The organism is Intrasporangium sp., from assembly GCF_032907665.1.
Taxonomy (GTDB): Bacteria; Actinomycetota; Actinomycetes; order Actinomycetales; family Dermatophilaceae; genus Intrasporangium.
Genome location: NZ_JAJJPG010000005.1, coordinates 55,633 through 72,427, shown reverse-complemented (window position 1 = coordinate 72,427; position 16,795 = coordinate 55,633). Strand labels below are relative to the sequence as shown.

Below are 16,795 nucleotides of genomic sequence, written 5' to 3'. Positions count from 1 at the left end.
GGGGGCCATCTCGTGGGCCGTCGCGGAGCTCTCAGCCGACGCCGCGGCGGCCGACGCCGCGGCGGCCGACCTGGCATCGACCGGGTGGGTGTCCCCGCTTCCGGCGTCCAGGTCATCGGCCGGTCCGTGAGCGCCCTTGGCCGGACGCCGCTTCCGCTCGGGCGGGACCACCCCTGGTGCGAGGCGACGCGTCGTGACGAGGAAGCCCGTGTGCCCGTGCATCCGGTGCTGGGGTCGCACGGCGAGGCCCTCGAGGTGCCATCCGCGCACGAGCGTCTCCCAGGCACTCGGCTCGGTGAAGCCGCCGTGAGCGCGGATCCCCTCAGCGACCCGGCTCAGCTGCGTCGTCGTGGCGACGTAGCAGATGAGCACGCCCCCGGGGGCGAGCGCATCGGCGACGACCTCGAGACACTCCCACGGCGCGAGCATGTCGAGGACCACCCGGTCGACCGAGCCCGGCTCCACCGTCCGTGGCAGGGCCTCGACGAGGTCGCCGATCGTGATCGTCCAGGCCGGGTGGTCGCCACCGAAGAAGGCCCGGCCGTTGCCACGGGCGATCTCGGCGAAGTCCTCGCGCCGCTCGAACGAGAGCAACCGGCCGCTCTGCCCGACCGCCCGGAGGAGCGACATCGACAGAGCCCCCGACCCGACGCCGGCCTCGACGACGGTGGCCCCCGGGAAGATGTCGGCCATCTGCACGATCTGCCCGGCGTCCTTGGGGTAGACGACGGCGGCCCCCCGGGGCATCGACATGACGTAGTCGCTGAGCAGCGGCCGCAGGGCGAGGTACTCCACCCCAGCCGTGTTGGTCACGACCGAGCCGTCCGGCGCACCGATGAGGTCGTCGTGGCGCAGGAAGCCGCGATGGGTGTGGAACTCACGTCCCGGCTCGAGCGTGATGGTGTGCAGCCGCCCCTTGGGATCGGTCAGCTGGACGCGCTCTCCGACCTCGAAGGCGCCCCGCCGATGGTGCGCCACGGTGGGCGATGGCGGCTGTGCGGGCCGGGCGGCGTCGGTCATGGGAGGACAGTCTAGGTGGCGGTGGGACCGTCATCGGCCAGCCGTCGAACACTCGCCGCCTCGACCTCGTAGCGGCTCTGGCGACCGGCGGGCGTCCCGAAGAACCGACGCCGCAGCGCACCCTCGACCTCGACGGTGGACCCGGCCGCGATCCGGAGCGCCGCACGTCGGCTGCGTGCGCTCCAGCAGACGACATCGATGGTGTCGACCTGGCCCGGGCGCGCCTCGCCCTGTCGCTTCAGGCCCGGTCGCCGAGTCGTGCCGAGGCGCGGGATGACGACGCGAAGAGTGACGATGACGTCTCCGCTGGGCAGGGTCCGCTCCTCGGCCGGCGCGCTCAACCGGCCGCAGAGGCTGATCTCGTTGCGCTCCGGACCCGGCGTCCGGGCCCCGACGCCCGGAGTGGGCGCCGGCACTGCTCCTGCCCTTCGTGTGCTCATCGCTTCGCTCCCTTCGACGCCCGACATCCGCGAGGCGCAGGAGCAGCCTGCTCCATCGTGGGCGCTCGGGAGTCGGCCCTGGCGGGTGCTGTGGACGGCCGGGGGTCGGGGCCGGGGGTTGTGGACGACGCCGTCCCGGGCGGACCCGCGTCGGCGCACCGGCGTCGGCGGCTCAGCGTGCTCGCAGCGTCGGCCGCTCAGCCCCGCCTGCGACGCGCCAGAGCGGCTCCCACGACGGTGTTGACCCGGTCCGCCGTGGCCAGGCCGAGGACCCGCCGGGTGGTGTCGTCGACGACGAGCACCACGGGCAGGCTGCGCTCGCTCATCACCCGGACGAGGTCCGTGAGGACGGCATCGGCACCGAGCGCGACCACCCAGTCCACCGGCTGCGCCGTGACGACCGCGCCGAGCGGCGTCGTCGCCCGGGCCGGGGCCGGGACCTCCGCGGCGGCGGCAGGGTCGAACAGGCCGAACGGCCACCCGCCCTGGTCCGCCGCGACGACCCAGGTGGGACCCGCATCGCCCGACCCCCGTCGGCCGACGTCGGCCAGGGTCGTCGTGGCCGGGAGGAGCAGCACCGGGTCGAGGACCTCGTCGACCGGGCCCGCGGTGGCGTCGTGGATGGCACCGGCCCTGATGGCCTGGGTGGCGCCCTGCCAGAGGAAGAACGCGATGGCCACGGGCCAGACGACCTCGAAGAGCGCGATGCTCTCGCCCGCCATGAGGGGTCGTCCGACGAACCACAGCACCGTTGCGGCCGCCATGCCCCTGCCCAACCAGCCGGCCGCGACGAGGCCGGACCCCTTCCGACCGGTGAGGCGCCAGACTGCGGCACTGACGATCTGTCCACCGTCCAGCGGCAGGCCGGGCAGGAGGTTGAAGAGACCGACGAGGAAGTTGGCCCGGGCCACGATGAGCAGCAGCGTCGACGCGGTCTCGTTGGACACGCCGGCCTCGAGGGCCCACGCCACGACGGCGAGGGCGAGGTTGGACACAGGCCCGACGACGGCGACGATGGCGGTGGTCGCCGGGGTCGAGCGGGTGGCGTCGTAGACGGTGTGCCCGCCCCACACGTCTGCGACGATGCGGCCCACGGAGTGCCCCCGGGCCCGTGCCGCCAGGGCGTGGGCAGCCTCGTGGACGAGCACGGAGACGAGGAGGAGCAGGGCGTAGCCGGCCGCGACGAGGTAGCCGTAGGACGGGCTGCGGTCCGCTCGCCCCAGGGCCGGCCCGAAGACGACGATGATGAGCACCGCGATGACCGGCCAGGACCGCGCGATGAAGACCGGCGTCCCGGCGATGCTGCCGACGCGCCAGCCGTGTCGCGTCCCGTCTGGCGCAGGTGAGGTCATGCCGTGCAGCCTATGCGGGCGGCCGGCTCGGTGGCACGGCACCGGCGCGTGCGGCGCGGGACTGTCGGAGGGTCGTCATACAGTCGCCTCATGGTCCCCGCGCTGTCGCCGAGCCGAGCTTCGGACTTCATGACCTGCCCGATGCTCTACCGCTTCCGCGTCATCGACAAGCTGCCGTCCCCACCGACCGCAGCGACGGCCCGCGGCACGCTCGTGCACGCCGTGCTCGAGCGGCTCTTCGACCTGCCGACCTCCGAGCGCACCCTCGACGCAGCGATCTCGCTCGTCCCCGCGGAGTGGCAGCGGATCGCGGCCGAGGAGCCGGAGATGCTCTCCCTGCTCGCCGAGCACGACGGCCGGACCGATGAGTGGTTCTCGGGCGCAGGCGCGCTCCTCGAGACGTGGTTCGGCCTCGAGGACCCGACGCGGCTCGAGCCCGCCGAGCGGGAGCTCTACGTCGAGACCGAGCTCGACGGTCTCGTCCTGCGTGGCTACGTCGACCGGCTCGACGTCGCGCCTGACGGTGCGATGCGGGTCGTGGACTACAAGACCGGTCGGTCGCCGGCCGAGCGCTTCGAGGGCAAGGCCCTGTTCCAGATGAAGTTCTATGCGCTGGTGCTCTGGCGCCTGCGCGGCGAGATCCCCCGCCTCCTGCAGCTCGTCTACCTCGGCAACGGTGAGATCGTCCGCTACCAGCCGGACGAGCAGGACCTGCTCGGCGTCGAGCGGAAGATCAAGGCGCTGTGGGCCGCCATCGAGCGGGCTGCGGAGCTCGGCGACTGGCGACCGAGCCGGAGTCGGCTCTGCGACTGGTGCGAGCACCGGGCGCTGTGCCCGGCGTGGGGCGGCACTCCCCCGGAGCTGCCCGCGGACGCTGCCTCGAGGGCGGTCGATCCCGCGGCCAGTGGACTGGTCGTGATCGACGACTGAGGGCGTATGCTGCTGGGTTTCCTTGCAGCCCAAGGGAGCCCGTGCCATCTACAGACTCGCGTGAGGCCGCTGGACCCGGGGACCGGGCCCAGCGGCATACGGCTGAGAGTCAGGTGGTGAACGTGTCGGCCACGGCGAGGGCCTCATCCAGCACGGCGAGCCCCTCCTCCGCCTCCGCCGGCGTCGTCGTGCACGGGGGCACGACGTGGGTCCGGTTGAAGTGGGTGAACGGCCAGAGTCCCCGCTCCTTGCACGCGGCGGTGAAGGCGGCCATCGGCTTGGCGGCGTCCCCCGCGGCGTTGAAGGGCACGAGCGGCTCGCGGGTGTCGCGATCCCGCACGAGCTCGACCGCCCAGAAGACGCCGAGACCACGGACGTCCCCCACGCTGGGGTGCTTCGCGGCGATCTCTCGCAACCGCGGCCCGATGACCTCTTCGCCGAGCCGACGCGCGTTGTCGATGATGCCCTCCTCGCGGAACGCCGTGATCGACGCGACGGCGGCCGCGCAGGCGAGCGGGTGGCCCGAGTAGGTCAGGCCGCCCGGATAGGCCCGCTCCCGGAACGTCTCGGCGATGGGGTCGGAGATGATGACCCCGCCCAGCGGCACGTATCCCGAGTTGACCCCCTTGGCGAACGTGATGAGGTCGGGGGTGACCCCCCAGCGGTCGATGGCGAACCACTCGCCGCAGCGCCCGAAGCCGGCCATGACCTCGTCGACGATGAGCATGATCCCGTGCTCGTCACAGAGAGCCCGCACGCCCTCGAGGTAGCCGTCCGGAGGCACGAGGATGCCGTTCGTGCCGACGACCGTCTCGAGGATGATCGCCGCGACCGTGTGCGGGCCCTCGACCATGAGGGTGTCGCGCAGGTGCGCCAGCGCGCGGTCGCGTTCCTGCTCGTCGTCCTCCGCATGGAAGGCGGAGCGGTACGTGTACGGCCCCCAGAAGTGGACGATCCCGGGCTGCCCGGGCTCCGAGGGCCAGCGCCTGGGGTCGCCCGTCAGCGTGATCGACCCGGCGGTGGCGCCGTGGTAGCTGCGGTACGTCGCGAACACCTTGTGCCGCCCGGTGTGCAGGCGCGCCATCCGGATGGCGTTCTCGTTCGCCTCGGCGCCGCCGTTGGTGAAGAACACCCGGTCGAGGCCGTCGGGGGCGACCTCGGCGATGAGCCGTGCCGCCTCGCTCCGGACGTCATTGGCGAATGCCGGCTGGATCGTGGTGAGCCGTGCCGCCTGCTCCTGGATCGCGGCGACGACCTTCGGGTGCTGGTAGCCGATGTTGATGTTGACCAGCTGGGAGCTGAAATCGAGGTAGCGGCGTCCGGAGTAGTCCCAGAAGTACGAGCCCTCGGCGCGTGCGATCGGCAACGGGTCGATGAGACCTTGGGCGGACCAGGAGTGGAAGACGTGCGAGCGGTCGAGGGAGCGGACCGTCGCCTCGTCGAGGGCGTCCATCCGCTCCGTGAAGGAGCCCGGGGACGTGGCGGACGCGGTGGTTGCGGACATGGTGGTTCCGGTGTCAGTCACGAGTGCTCCTCGGCTCAGCGGGTCCGCGGGAAGCCGAGGTCGACCGACGACGTGGCCGGGTCCGGCCAGCGCTGCGTGACGACCTTGCCCCGGGTGTAGAAGTTGACCCCCTCGGGCCCGTACATGTGGGTGTCCCCGAAGAGGGAGTCCTTCCACCCGCCGAAGGAGTAGTAGGCCACGGGCACGGGGATCGGCACGTTGATGCCGACCATGCCGACCTGGACCTCGTTCTGGAAGCGACGGGCGGCGCCACCGTCACGGGTGAAGATCGCGGTCCCGTTGGCGTAGCGGTTGTTGTTGATCAGGGCCAGGCCCTCGTCGAACGTGTCCACGCGGACGACCGACAGGACCGGCCCGAAGATCTCGTCGGTGTAGACGGTCATCTGCGGTGTGACCTCGTCGAGCAGGGTCATGCCGAGGAAGAAGCCGTCCGCCGGAACGTCCTGCTCCCGGCCGTCCACGACGACCTTTGCGCCGGCATCGGCCCCCGCACCGATGTAGCCGGCGACCCGGTCGCGGTGCTCCTTGGTGATGAGGGGTCCCATGTCCGTGCCCGGCTCGCTGCCCGGGCCCACCGTGAGGGACGGCAGGCGCGAGCTGATCGCCTCGACGAGGTCGTCGGCGACGCCGCCCACGGCGACCGCGACCGACAGGGCCATGCAGCGCTCCCCCGCCGCACCGTAGGCGGCCGAGACGATGGCGTCGGCCGCGAGGTCGATGTCGGCGTCAGGCAGCACGAGGGCATGGTTCTTGGCGCCACCGAGGGCCTGGACCCGCTTGCCGTTGGCCGTCCCGCGCTCATAGATGTACTTGGCGATCGGCGTGGAGCCGACGAAGCTCACGGCGGAGATGTCGTCGTGGTCGAGGAGGGCGTCCACGGCCTCCTTGTCACCGTGGACGACGGTGAAGACGCCATCGGGGAGACCGGCCTCCTTCCACAGCTCGGCGAGGAACAGCGCGGCAGAGGGGTCCTTCTCGCTCGGCTTGAGCACGAACGCATTTCCGCAGGCGATGGCGTTGGCACACATCCACAGCGGCACCATCGCCGGGAAGTTGAACGGCGTGATCCCGGCGACGACGCCGAGTGGCTGGCGGATGCTGAAGACGTCGACCCCTGACGATGCCTGCTCGCTGAAACCGCCCTTGAGCAGCTGCGGGATCCCCGTTGCGAACTCGACGTTCTCCAGACCTCGGGCAATCTCGCCCGCTGCGTCACTGAGCACCTTGCCGTGCTCGGCCGTGATGATCGCCGCAAGCTCCTCGGTGCGCGCGTGGAGCAGCTCTCGGAAGGCGAACAGGACTGCGGCTCTGCGGGAGAGCGAGCTGGTCCGCCAGTCCGTGGCCGCAGCGACCGCCGTCTTGACAGCTGCGTCGACCTCCGCCGCCGAGGCCAGCGGGACGAGGGCCGTCGTCCGACCGGTCGCCGGGTCGTGGACCGGCGCGGTCCGACCGGAGGTGCCCGGGGTCCGGGTCCCGGACACCCAGTGCTCGAGCTGGGCTAGGGCAGGCATGGGGGTGCTCATGAAGGCAGGCTACGTGCCACCAGGTGGCCATACAAAGGGTCCATCGCTACAGTACAAACTGTGCGCGAACTGCTCTCCGCCCTCGAGGAGCGTCTCGACTCACCGACGGCGAAGGGCCTCGCCCATGCGGTGTCCCGGGCCATCCGTGACGGGGTCCTGGCTCCCGGTGACCGCCTGCCGCCGATCCGTCGCGTGGCAGAGGAGCTCATGGTCTCGCCCACGACGGTCAGCGCAGCCTGGCAGCTGCTCGCGCGATCCGGCTCGATCCGGTCGGACGGGCGACGAGGCACCACGATCGCGCCGAGCGGCCGCGGCGGCGAGCGCTACACGACCGCCCTGCGCCACCAGGCCGGCAGCCGCCTCGACCTGTCCACGGGCGTCCCCGATCCCCAGCTGCTCCCCGACCTCGGGCTCGTCCTCGACCGCCTCCGCGGTGCGACGGCCCCCAGCAGCTACCTCGACGACCCGGTGCTGCCCGAGCTCCGCGAGGTCCTGCTCGGGGACTGGCCGGGTGCCGTCGACGACCTGCTCGTCGTCGACGGCGCGATGGATGCCTTCGACCTCATCACGCGAACCCTGCTCCGACCGGGAGACCGGGTTATCGTCGAGAATCCCGGATTCCCACCTCTGCTCGACCTGCTCGAGGATCGGGGTGTGGTCGTCGATCCGGTGCGGCTCGACGACAGTGGGCCCGTGCTCGACGACGTGGGCGACCGCCTCCACCGCGGCCCCGTCGCCATCGTGATCCAGCCCCGCGGCCAGAACCCCACGGGCGTGTCGATGACGCCGACCCGGGCCAGGCGTCTGGCCTCCGTGCTCGCGCCGACCGCATGCCTCGTCATCGAGGACGACTCGGCCGGGGACATCGCCTCCTCGCCCGATCTCACTCTCGGGGAGTGGCTGCCCGATCGCGTCCTGCACATCCGCAGCTTCAGCAAGTCCTACGGACCGGACCTGAGGCTCGCAGCGCTCAGCGGTCCGGCCGCGCTGCTCGCCCCCATCCGGCACGCACGAGCACTCGGCCAGGGCTGGACCAGCCGACTGCTCCAGCGGGCCCTCGCGGCGCTGCTCACCGACGACGCGTCGAGGAGCCGGGTTCGCACCGCGCGGGCCGAGTACGCCCGCCGCCGTGGGCTCGTCACCGACCGGCTCGCTGAGCTCGGCATCCGTGTCCCCGGCACCGACGGACTCAACATCTGGGTCCCAGTGAGGGACGAGGCCGCCGCAGTCGTGCGTCTGGGAAGCCAGGGCATCGCCGTCGCTCCGGGCGGACCCTTCGTCGTCGACGGACGCCACCACGAGCCCCACATCCGGGTCACGACCGGCCTCATCACGGCGGGCCACGTCGAGGTCGCGGACGCCATCGCCGACGCCGCGCACGCCTCGGCCTGGTCGGTGCAGCACCGCTGACCCGGATGCGACGCCGGCCCCGCGGGGAGCCGATGCCCGCGCCCGGAGGGAGCCGGGGTCGGCCGGCTCCTACGATCGACCCGTGAGACGTGAGAGCCCGCCGCCCCGCGCGATGGCCGACCTCGCCGACATCGGTCTGGCGGTGCTGCTCGCCGCGGTGCTGCTCACGAGCAGCCTGTCGGCCGTCCTCGCCTCTGACCTGACGGGTTGGTGGCGCAGTCTCGTCGTTGCTGTCCTCGTCGTGCTCCACGCGGCGGTCGGCGTCCGCTCCCGGTGGCCGGTCGGGACCTTCGCGGTCGCCGCCGTGGTGATGCTCGTCCTCGCCCTCGCGCCGGATCTCGCGGGTGAGGCCGCTGCCACGGTGGGCAGCCCGTTCTCGGCGCTGCTGCTCCCCAGTGGACTGGTCTTCTTCGTGTCGCTCTACACCGTGAGCTCGCAGACCGCCCCTCCCCTGCCCCACCTCGCCCTGGGGATCGGTCTCATCGGTGGAGTCATCACCCTCGGCCGGTTGTGGAATGCCGGCGACTACGTCACGGCTCCGGGAACCGGTCTTGCGGCCTGGCGACTGTTCGTCACAGCCGCGGTGGTGGCCGGCCTCGTGGCGGCCTGGGCGCTCGGCCGCTATCGCGCCACGCGAATCGCCTGGGTGGCCGCCCTCGAGGAGCGCGCGGTGCGGGCAGAACGAGAGCGGCTCGCCGCCGTTGAGCAGGCCAGACTGGACCTCGAGCACGAAGCGGAGCGGGCCGCCGCAGCCGAGCGACGCCGGATCGCCCGGGAGATGCACGATGTCGTCGCGCACTCGCTCGCCGTCGTCGTCGGACAGGCCGAGGGCGGGCGCATGCTCGTCGCGAACGAGCCCGGCCGGGCCACTGAGGTCCTCTCGACCATCGCGGACCAGGGTCGGCAGGCACTCGGCGAGATGCGCTCCCTGCTCGGGGTGCTCCGAGAGGACGAGGCTGTCAGCCGGGGCCCCCAGCCTGGACTCGACGACCTCGACCGCCTCGTCACCGAGGTCCGGCGCGCCGGAACACCCGTCGAGGTCGTCGAGAAGGGGACCCGCCAACCACTGCCCGCCACCGCCGACCTGGCTGCGTTCCGGGTCATCCAGGAGTGCCTCACCAACGTCGTCAAGCATGCCGGCCCCGGCGCCAGAGCGACCGTGACACTCGACTGGAGTCGCCAGGGCTTGCGAGTCCGGGTGCAGGACGACGGCGACCTCCCGGTCGACCCCTCCGAGGGACCGATCGGTGAGTATGCGCGCGGTCGGGGCCTGCTCGGCATGCGTGAGCGGCTGGCCCTCGTCGGCGGTGAGCTCGAGGAGGGCCGCCCGGCACCGTCCGGCGGATTCGTCGTCGTGGCATGGATTCCGAAGCAGCCCGAGCGTCCTGAAACGGAAGGAACGACCCCGTGACCACAGCACCACCGATCCGCGTCGCCATCGCCGACGACCAGGAGCTCATGCGGTCGGCCCTGGCCATGGTGGTCCGCAGCCAGCCCGACCTCGCCCTCGTCGGTGAAGCAGCGGACGGTGCGGAGATCGTGCAGCTCTGCCTCAGTCACCGGGTCGACGTCGTCCTCATGGACGTGCGCATGCCCCGAGTCGACGGCATCGAGGCCACCCGGCGCATCGTCTCGCGAGACACCGCACCCAAGGTCATCGTCGTGACGACCTTCGACCTCGACGAGTACGCCTTCGCGGCCATCCGCGCCGGGGCGAGCGGGTTCCTGCTCAAGGATGCGCGAGCCGAGGAGATCGTCGACGCAATCCGCGTCGTGCACGCCGGGCACGCCGTCGTCTCGCCTCCGACGACTCGGCGCCTCATCGCCCATCTCGTCACGGCGCCCGCCACCGACGACGGGGAGGCCCAACGCATCCTCGAGCAGCTCACCTCACGAGAGCGGGACGTGCTGCTCGAGGTGGCGACGGGGGCCTCGAACGCCGAGATCGCTCAGCGCCTGTTCCTCTCCGAGGCAACTGTCAAGACACACGTCGGCCACGTCCTGGGGAAGCTCGGGCTCCGGGACCGGGTTCAGGCAGTCGTCCTCGCCTACGAGACCGGGCTGGTGCGCCCCGGCACGTGACGGCGGGCACCAGGAAGCGGCACCAGGAAGCGGCAGCGGGCTGGGCGGCATACGGCCACGGGCTGGCCGGGTGTCCCCCTCAGGATGGACCTCCGCGCGACCTCCGGCTGATGCCGCGGCCCACGCCACCGGCAAGGCTCGTCCCATGACGACAACCCCTACCACCGCTCCACCCTTGCCGGAACGCACCAGGAATGGCCGTCTGCGCCGGGTCGCAGCCGGCCTGGCCGGCGCCTGGTCGATCGTCACCCTGGCCCTGGGCCTGCTGTGGACCGCGTCGGACCGGGGCTACCCGTGGCGAGAGGGCGGGATCGGCCTCCTGTCCCGGCAGGACCGGCCCGTCGCCGCATCGGTGCTCGTCGCCCTGTCCGCCCTCGCCATCGTCGCGCTCGCAGCCGCCAGAGCGACGCCTGGCACCGACGAGCAGCGTCCTCGGTGGCCCGATCGCCTGCTGCTCGGCCTCGGCATCGTCGTCACCGTGTTCGTCGCCGACGCCGGCGGGCTTGCCCTCCTCGGCTACCTGCCGATGATCCTGGGCTCGCTCGTGCTCGGATCAGCCACAGACCTCCAGCTGTCGGCCGTCTGGTCGGCAGCCGTGTCCCTGTCCCACACCGTGGGAGGCATCGCCCTGCTCGTCACCGCCGCAGCCCGACGGCGGGTCGCTGGGCAGGCCTGCACCGAGTGTGGCCGCCTGCCCGCGCCACCTGTGGCAGCGCGTGCACGGCGCGCGGCCGGAACACCCCGGGTGACCGGAAGCTCGCGCCCGGACCCCGAGGACGCGCTCCAGCGGTGGGGCGTCCGCGCCGTGGTCGTCGCCGCCATCGTCCCTCTCGTCTATGCGGCCACGCGGATCGCCTGGTTCGTCGGCGTCCCCCTCGGCGTCAGCCCCGAGATGCTCGAGGGCATGGGAGACCTGCGCTGGTCCGGGCTCGGCCTCGCGGGCGGGGCGACGGTGGGGGCCGTCCTGACGACCGGACTCGTGTCGCGCTGGGGCGAAGTCTTCCCGAGCTGGGTCCCGTGGCTGGGAGGAAGGCCGGTGCCGATCGGTCTCGCCGTCGGCCCGGCCGTCGTCGTGGCTGCCGCAGTGACCTCGGCAGGGGTCTCCTTCGTCGTCGTCGTGGCCTCGGGCGACACGGGGCAGCTGCCCGCGACTGGGGCCGACTGGGGAGCCTGGCTGCCGACGGTGCTGTGGCCGCTGTGGGGAGTCGCCCTCTTCATCGCAGCGATGGCCTACCGCGCGCGCCGCCGCCCAGCCTGCGCGGGCTGTGGGTCAACCGCGTGGGTCGCAACCGACGGTCCCCCCGCCGAGGACGCGGCTGACGTCCCGACTGGCATGGCTGACGACTCCGGTGCCCACACCGCCCTTCCCGCGGTGGGAGACCTCGGAAGGGAGACGTCGGGATGACGCCCAGTCGGCAACCGTCAGCCCACCACCCGCCCCGCCCCGGCCTACCGTGGGCGTGGGGCGACGGCGGACGCACGAGAACCCCGCCGACACCTGCGGATCGGGAGGTGCACCTGATGCGTGCCGTGCGCGTCGACGCGCCCCCGCACGTCGTCTACGCGTGGCTGGCTCAGCTGCGTGCCGCGCCCTACAGCTACGATCTCATCGACAACCTCGGGCGGCGCAGCCCCCGCACGATGACCCGGACGGACGAGGTCGAGATCGGTCAGACGTTCGCGGGGATCTTCACTCTCACCGCCTGTGAGCCGGGCCGAGCGATCACCCTGGAGCTGACGGACCGGGCCGCACTGCGGCTCTTCGGCCCGGTCACCCTCGTCTATCGCGCCATGCCCGACCAAGGCACCTGCGTCCTGCGCTGTGACCTGTTCCTACCGCGACCCTCCAACGGCTTCGACGGACTCCGCCAGCTGCTGCTCGCGTGGGGCGACCTCGTGATGATGAGGCGTCAGCTGCTCAACTTCCGGAGGCTGAGCGAGCGGACTGCCTCACTGTTGTGACGGTGCCGGGGACACGCCGGCGGCCACCGATCGCAGGTCGCGGGCTCGCAGGCCGTCGAGGCTCGCGATCCTGACGGCTCCCGAATCCGGCGGCACGGCAACGACATTCGGGATGGCGATGGTGGGGACCCCGGCAGCCACGGCCGAGCGCACGCCGGTCGGCGAGTCCTCCAAGGCCACACACGCGGCAGGATCAGCACCGATCAGCTCGGCTGCCCGCAGGTACGGCTCGGGGTGTGGCTTTCCGTGCCGGACCTCGTCGCCCGTCACCACGTGGACGAAGACCCCCGGCGGGAGCTTCTCGACGACGGTGTCGGCGAGGTTGCGCCACGACATCGTCACGAGGACGTTCGGCACTCCCGACGCCTTGAGCTCGTCGAGCAGCTCACGGGCGCCGGGACGCCACGGCACCCGCACCCGGACCTGATCGATGACCCGCTGCAGGAGCGCGTCGATGACCTCGGGCACCGAGAGCGGCATACGGGCGTGGTCGATGATGACCTGGGCCGACACCTCGAGGGCATTTCCCACCAGCTGGTGCGCCAGCGCGTCGCTCCACGTTCCTCCGTGCGCGGCGACAAGCTCGTGCTCGGCGAGGATCCAGTAGGGCTCAGTGTCGACGAGGGTGCCGTCCATGTCCCAGAGCACGCCCGCGGGCAACGTCGCCGGTGACCCGCCGGACCCGGCGTGCACCTCCTCCGGGAACGGGGGTGCCACCTCAGTCCTCGGGGTCGTAGGCCAGGTTGGCCGAGAGCCACCGCTCCGCCTCGGCGATCGTCCAGCCCTTGCGGGCCGCGTAGTCCGCGACCTGGTCGCGGCCGACCCGCCCGACGACGAAGTACTGGGACTCCGGGTGCGAGAAGTACCATCCGGAGACCGAGGCCCCGGGCCACATCGCCATGCCCTCGGTGAGCTGGATGCCGGTGTGCGCCTCGACGTCGAGCAGCTCCCAGAGCGTCACCTTCTCCGTGTGCTCCGGACAGGCCGGGTAGCCGGGAGCGGGCCGGATCCCGGCGTACTCCTCCTTGATGAGGGCCGCGTTGTCGAGGTGCTCGTCGGGTGCATAGCCCCACAGCTCCTTGCGGACCCGTTCGTGCATCCGCTCGGCGAACGCCTCGGCGAGCCGGTCGGCGACCGCCTCGAGGAGGATCGCGTTGTAGTCGTCGAGGTCCTTGCGGAAGGCCTCCACCCGTTCCCCGGTGCCGAGGCCGGCGGTCACGGCGAAGGCGCCGACATAGTCGCGCAACCGCGTGACCTTCGGGGCGACGAAGTCCGCCAGGCTCCGGTTGGGGATGCCCGCGCGGTGCTGTCCCTGCTGGCGCAGCTGATGGAGAACAGCGACCGGGGTCTCCCGCTCCTCGTCGAGGTACACCTCGATGTCGTCGCCGACCGAGTTGGCCGGGAAGAGACCGACGACGGCGTTGGCCGTGAGCCACTGCTCCTCGACGATCCGGTCGATCATGGCCTGGGCGTCGTCGTACAGCTTGCGCGCGGCCTGCCCGCTTGCCGGGTTGTTGAGGATGTCCGGGAACGACCCCTTGAGCTCCCAGGCGTTGAAGAACGGCTGCCAGTCGATGTAGCGCCGCAGCTCCTCGAGCGGGTAGTGCCGGTAGACCCGGACGTGCTGCGTCTTGCCCTGGTGCCAGACGACGGGCGAGACGTCCATCTCCTGCTGCAGGAGCAGGTGGGGGCGGGGCGGGTGGTAGTCCTCCCAGGACAGGGGCGTCGCGTTGGCCCGCGCCTGCTCGAGGGTCAACAGGGGCCGGTCATGCTTCGCGGCGTGCCGGGCCCGAAGGGCGTCGAAGTCGGTCTTGACGTCCTTCATGAGCCGGGCGCGCTGGTCGGCGCTGAGCAGGGCGGCGGCTGTCGGGACGGACCGGGAGGCGTCCTTGACCCAGACGACGGGGCCGTCGTACTTCGGGTCGACCTTGACGGCGGTGTGCGCACGGGATGTCGTCGCGCCGCCGATGAGCAGTGGGATCTCGAAGCCCTGCCGTTGCAGCTCCGCAGCGAAGCCGACCATCTCGTCGAGGGATGGTGTGATCAGCCCGGAGAGGCCGATGAGGTCGGCCTCGTGCTCCTTGGCCGCGTCGATGATCTTCTGGCCCGGCACCATGACGCCGAGGTCGATGACCTCGTAGTTGTTGCACTGGAGCACGACCCCGACGATGTTCTTGCCGATGTCGTGGACGTCGCCCTTGACCGTGGCCATGACGATCGTGCCGTTGGTGTCCTTCTGCTTCGCGAGCTCGGGGTCGTTGGCCTTCTCCTCCTCGATGAACGGGATGAGGTACGCGACGGCCTTCTTCATGACCCGGGCGCTCTTGACGACCTGCGGCAGGAACATCTTGCCCGAGCCGAAGAGGTCCCCGACGACGTTCATCCCGTCCATCAGCGGACCCTCGATGACCTCGATCGGCCGCCCGCCGGAGCCGGTGATCTCGGCTCGAAGGACCTCCGTGTCCTCCTCGATGTGGCCGTCGAGGCCCTTGACGAGCGAGTGGATGATCCGCTCCCGCACCGGCTGCGAGCGCCACTCCTCCTCGGTGGCGGTCTCGGCTCCGGCCGAGCGGTTGTACTCCTCGGCGATCTCCAGGAGCCGCTCCGCGGCGTCGGGCCGCCGATTGAGCACGACGTCCTCGATCCGCTCCCGCAGCTCGGCGTCGATCTCGTCGTAGACCGCGAGCGCACCCGCGTTGACGATGCCCATGTCGAGCCCCGCCCGGATCGCGTGGTAGAGGAAGACGGCGTGGATGGCCTCGCGGACCGGGTTGTTCCCCCGGAACGAGAAGGACACGTTGGAGATGCCACCGGAGACCTTGGCGCCGGGCAGGTTCTCCTTGATCCAGCGGGTGGCCTCGATGAAGTCCAGACCGTACGAGGCGTGCTCCTCGATTCCCGTCGCGATGGCGAAGACGTTGGGGTCGAAGATGATGTCCTCGGGGGGGAAGCCGACCTCCTCGGTGAGGATGCGGTAGGCCCGGGCGCAGATGGCCGTGCGCCGCTCGAGGTTGTCGGCCTGACCGTCCTCGTCGAACGCCATGACGACGGCCGCTGCGCCGTACTTGCGCACGAGCCGGGCGTGCTCGATGAAGGCGGCCTCACCCTCCTTGAGGGAGATGGAGTTGACGATTCCCTTGCCCTGGAGGCACTTGAGACCGGCCTCGATGACCTCCCACTTGGACGAGTCGACCATGACGGGGACCCGGCTGATGTCGGGTTCGCTCGCGACGAGCTTGAGGAATCGGTCCATCGCCCCGACCCCGTCGATCATCCCCTCGTCCATGTTGACGTCGATGAGCTGGGCGCCGTTCTCGACCTGCTGGGAGGCGACGGACAGCGCGGTGTCGTAGTCCCCGTCCTTGATGAGGGTGCGGAACCGCGCGGAACCGGTGATGTTGGTGCGCTCGCCGACGTTGACGAAGAGGCTGTCCTCGGTCAGGGTGAACGGTTCGAGTCCGGACAGCCGCATCGCGGGCGCGACCGGCGTCACCTCCCGCAGCGGCTTGCCGTCGACGGCCTGGGCGATCGCGGCGATGTGCTCGGAGGTCGTCCCGCAGCAACCCCCCACGAGGTTGACGAGGCCGGAGGCGGCGAACTCACCGATGATCTCGGCTGTCTCGTCAGGTGCCTCGTCGTACTCGCCGAAGGCGTTGGGCAGTCCGGCGTTGGGATAGCAGGAGACGAAGCAGTCCGCGACGCGAGCCATCTCGCTGATGTAGGGCCGCAGCTCCTTCGCCCCGAGCGCACAGTTGAGGCCGACTGCGAGGGGCTGGACGTGTCGGACGGAGTTCCAGAAGGCTTCCGTCACCTGACCGGACAGGGTGCGTCCCGACGCGTCCGTGATCGTGCCGGAGACGATGACGGGCCAGCGTCGACCGTGCTCCTCGAAGAGGTTCTCGACGGCGAAGATGGCGGCCTTGGCGTTGAGCGTGTCGAAGATCGTCTCGATGACGAGCAGATCGGCGCCGCCGTCGACGAGGCCGCGGGCGGCCTCGGAGTAGGCGCTCACGAGCTCGTCGAAGGTGACGTTGCGGGCTCCGGGATCGTTGACGTCCGGCGAGATCGACGCGGTGCGCGTTGTCGGGCCGATGGCGCCGGCGACCCATCGGGGACGGTCCGGCGTCCTGGCCGTCATGGCGTCGGCCTCGCGTCGGGCCAGCCGGGCCGCTTCGAGGTTCAGCTCGTACGCCAGCTCGCTCATGGCGTAGTCGCCGAGCGAGATGGCGTTCGCGTTGAACGTGTTCGTCTCGATGATGTCGGCGCCGGCCTCGAGGTAGTCGCGGTGGATCCGCGAGATGATCTCGGGCTGGGTCAGCGTGAGCAGGTCGTTGTTGCCCTGGAGGTCGGTCGGCCAGTCGGCGAACCGCTCGCCCCGGTAGCCGGCCTCGTCCGGACGGTCCCGCTGGATCGCCGTGCCCATGGCCCCGTCGAGCACCATGATCCGCTCGCGCATGGTGGCGCTGAGGATCGCGGTCGCGTCGGGGCGGAGCTCCGTGGTGAGCTCGGTGGTGAGCTCGGTGGTGAGCGCAGTGCTGTTGGTCACGGCTC

The 16,795-nt window shown here is 71.3% G+C and carries 13 protein-coding genes; 6 read left to right on the top strand and 7 right to left on the bottom strand.

Annotation, left to right across the window (positions count from 1 at the left end):
* The 3 genes from LOY02_RS01775 to LOY02_RS01765 all read right to left on the bottom strand — a co-directional run.
* The coding region (locus LOY02_RS01775; protein ID WP_317180597.1) for a tRNA (adenine-N1)-methyltransferase at positions 1-1,020 on the bottom strand (1,020 nt) is incomplete at its 3' end.
* Positions 1,021-1,031: 11 nt separating this feature from the next.
* Entirely contained in the window at positions 1,032-1,460 is a 429-nt protein-coding gene (locus LOY02_RS01770) for a single-stranded DNA-binding protein (protein ID WP_317180596.1), read from the bottom strand.
* A gap of 197 nt (positions 1,461-1,657) precedes the next feature.
* Complete coding sequence (locus LOY02_RS01765) at positions 1,658-2,812, bottom strand: site-2 protease family protein (protein ID WP_317180595.1); 1,155 nt, start codon at positions 2,810-2,812, stop codon at positions 1,658-1,660.
* Between the two features lie 90 nt (positions 2,813-2,902).
* Here LOY02_RS01765 and LOY02_RS01760 point away from each other — a divergent pair, with 90 nt between their 5' ends.
* A complete protein-coding gene (locus LOY02_RS01760; RefSeq protein ID WP_317180594.1) occupies positions 2,903-3,742 on the top strand; it encodes a PD-(D/E)XK nuclease family protein in 840 nt (279 codons plus the stop codon).
* A gap of 109 nt (positions 3,743-3,851) precedes the next feature.
* Here LOY02_RS01760 and LOY02_RS01755 read toward each other — a convergent pair whose 3' ends face one another.
* On the bottom strand, positions 3,852-5,246 hold the full coding sequence (locus LOY02_RS01755; RefSeq protein WP_410505904.1) for an aspartate aminotransferase family protein: 1,395 nt from the start codon (positions 5,244-5,246) through the stop codon (positions 3,852-3,854).
* A gap of 35 nt (positions 5,247-5,281) precedes the next feature.
* Positions 5,282-6,790 (bottom strand): CoA-acylating methylmalonate-semialdehyde dehydrogenase, encoded by a 1,509-nt coding sequence (locus LOY02_RS01750; RefSeq protein ID WP_317180593.1) that lies wholly within the window; start codon positions 6,788-6,790, stop codon positions 5,282-5,284.
* A gap of 60 nt (positions 6,791-6,850) precedes the next feature.
* On the opposite strand from LOY02_RS01750, the gene LOY02_RS01745 reads away from it, so the two are divergent.
* The 5 genes from LOY02_RS01745 to LOY02_RS01725 all read left to right on the top strand — a co-directional run bounded on the left by LOY02_RS01745 (position 6,851) and on the right by LOY02_RS01725 (position 12,244).
* Complete coding sequence (locus tag LOY02_RS01745) at positions 6,851-8,200, top strand: PLP-dependent aminotransferase family protein (RefSeq protein ID WP_317180592.1); 1,350 nt, start codon at positions 6,851-6,853, stop codon at positions 8,198-8,200.
* Positions 8,201-8,282: 82 nt separating this feature from the next.
* Positions 8,283-9,611, top strand: coding sequence for a sensor histidine kinase (locus tag LOY02_RS01740; protein ID WP_317180591.1), 1,329 nt, complete (start codon positions 8,283-8,285; stop codon positions 9,609-9,611).
* The gene (locus LOY02_RS01735; protein WP_317180590.1) at positions 9,608-10,282 is read left to right on the top strand and encodes a response regulator transcription factor; all 675 of its coding nucleotides are present in this window, start codon (positions 9,608-9,610) and stop codon (positions 10,280-10,282) included. The genes LOY02_RS01740 and LOY02_RS01735 overlap by 4 nt, the downstream gene beginning before the upstream one ends.
* A gap of 145 nt (positions 10,283-10,427) precedes the next feature.
* On the top strand, positions 10,428-11,687 hold the full coding sequence (locus tag LOY02_RS01730; RefSeq protein ID WP_317180589.1) for a hypothetical protein: 1,260 nt from the start codon (positions 10,428-10,430) through the stop codon (positions 11,685-11,687).
* Between the two features lie 116 nt (positions 11,688-11,803).
* Complete coding sequence (locus tag LOY02_RS01725; RefSeq protein WP_317180588.1) at positions 11,804-12,244, top strand: SRPBCC family protein; 441 nt, start codon at positions 11,804-11,806, stop codon at positions 12,242-12,244.
* Here the strand turns inward: LOY02_RS01725 and LOY02_RS01720 are convergent.
* Together LOY02_RS01720 and metH are read right to left on the bottom strand one after the other, a co-directional pair.
* Positions 12,233-12,961, bottom strand: coding sequence for an HAD family hydrolase (locus LOY02_RS01720; protein WP_410505903.1), 729 nt, complete (start codon positions 12,959-12,961; stop codon positions 12,233-12,235). The genes LOY02_RS01725 and LOY02_RS01720 overlap by 12 nt on opposite strands.
* Before the next feature lies 1 nt (position 12,962).
* On the bottom strand, positions 12,963-16,700 hold the full coding sequence (gene metH, locus LOY02_RS01715) for a methionine synthase (RefSeq protein WP_317180599.1): 3,738 nt from the start codon (positions 16,698-16,700) through the stop codon (positions 12,963-12,965).
* Between the last annotated feature and the right edge of the window lie 95 nt (positions 16,701-16,795).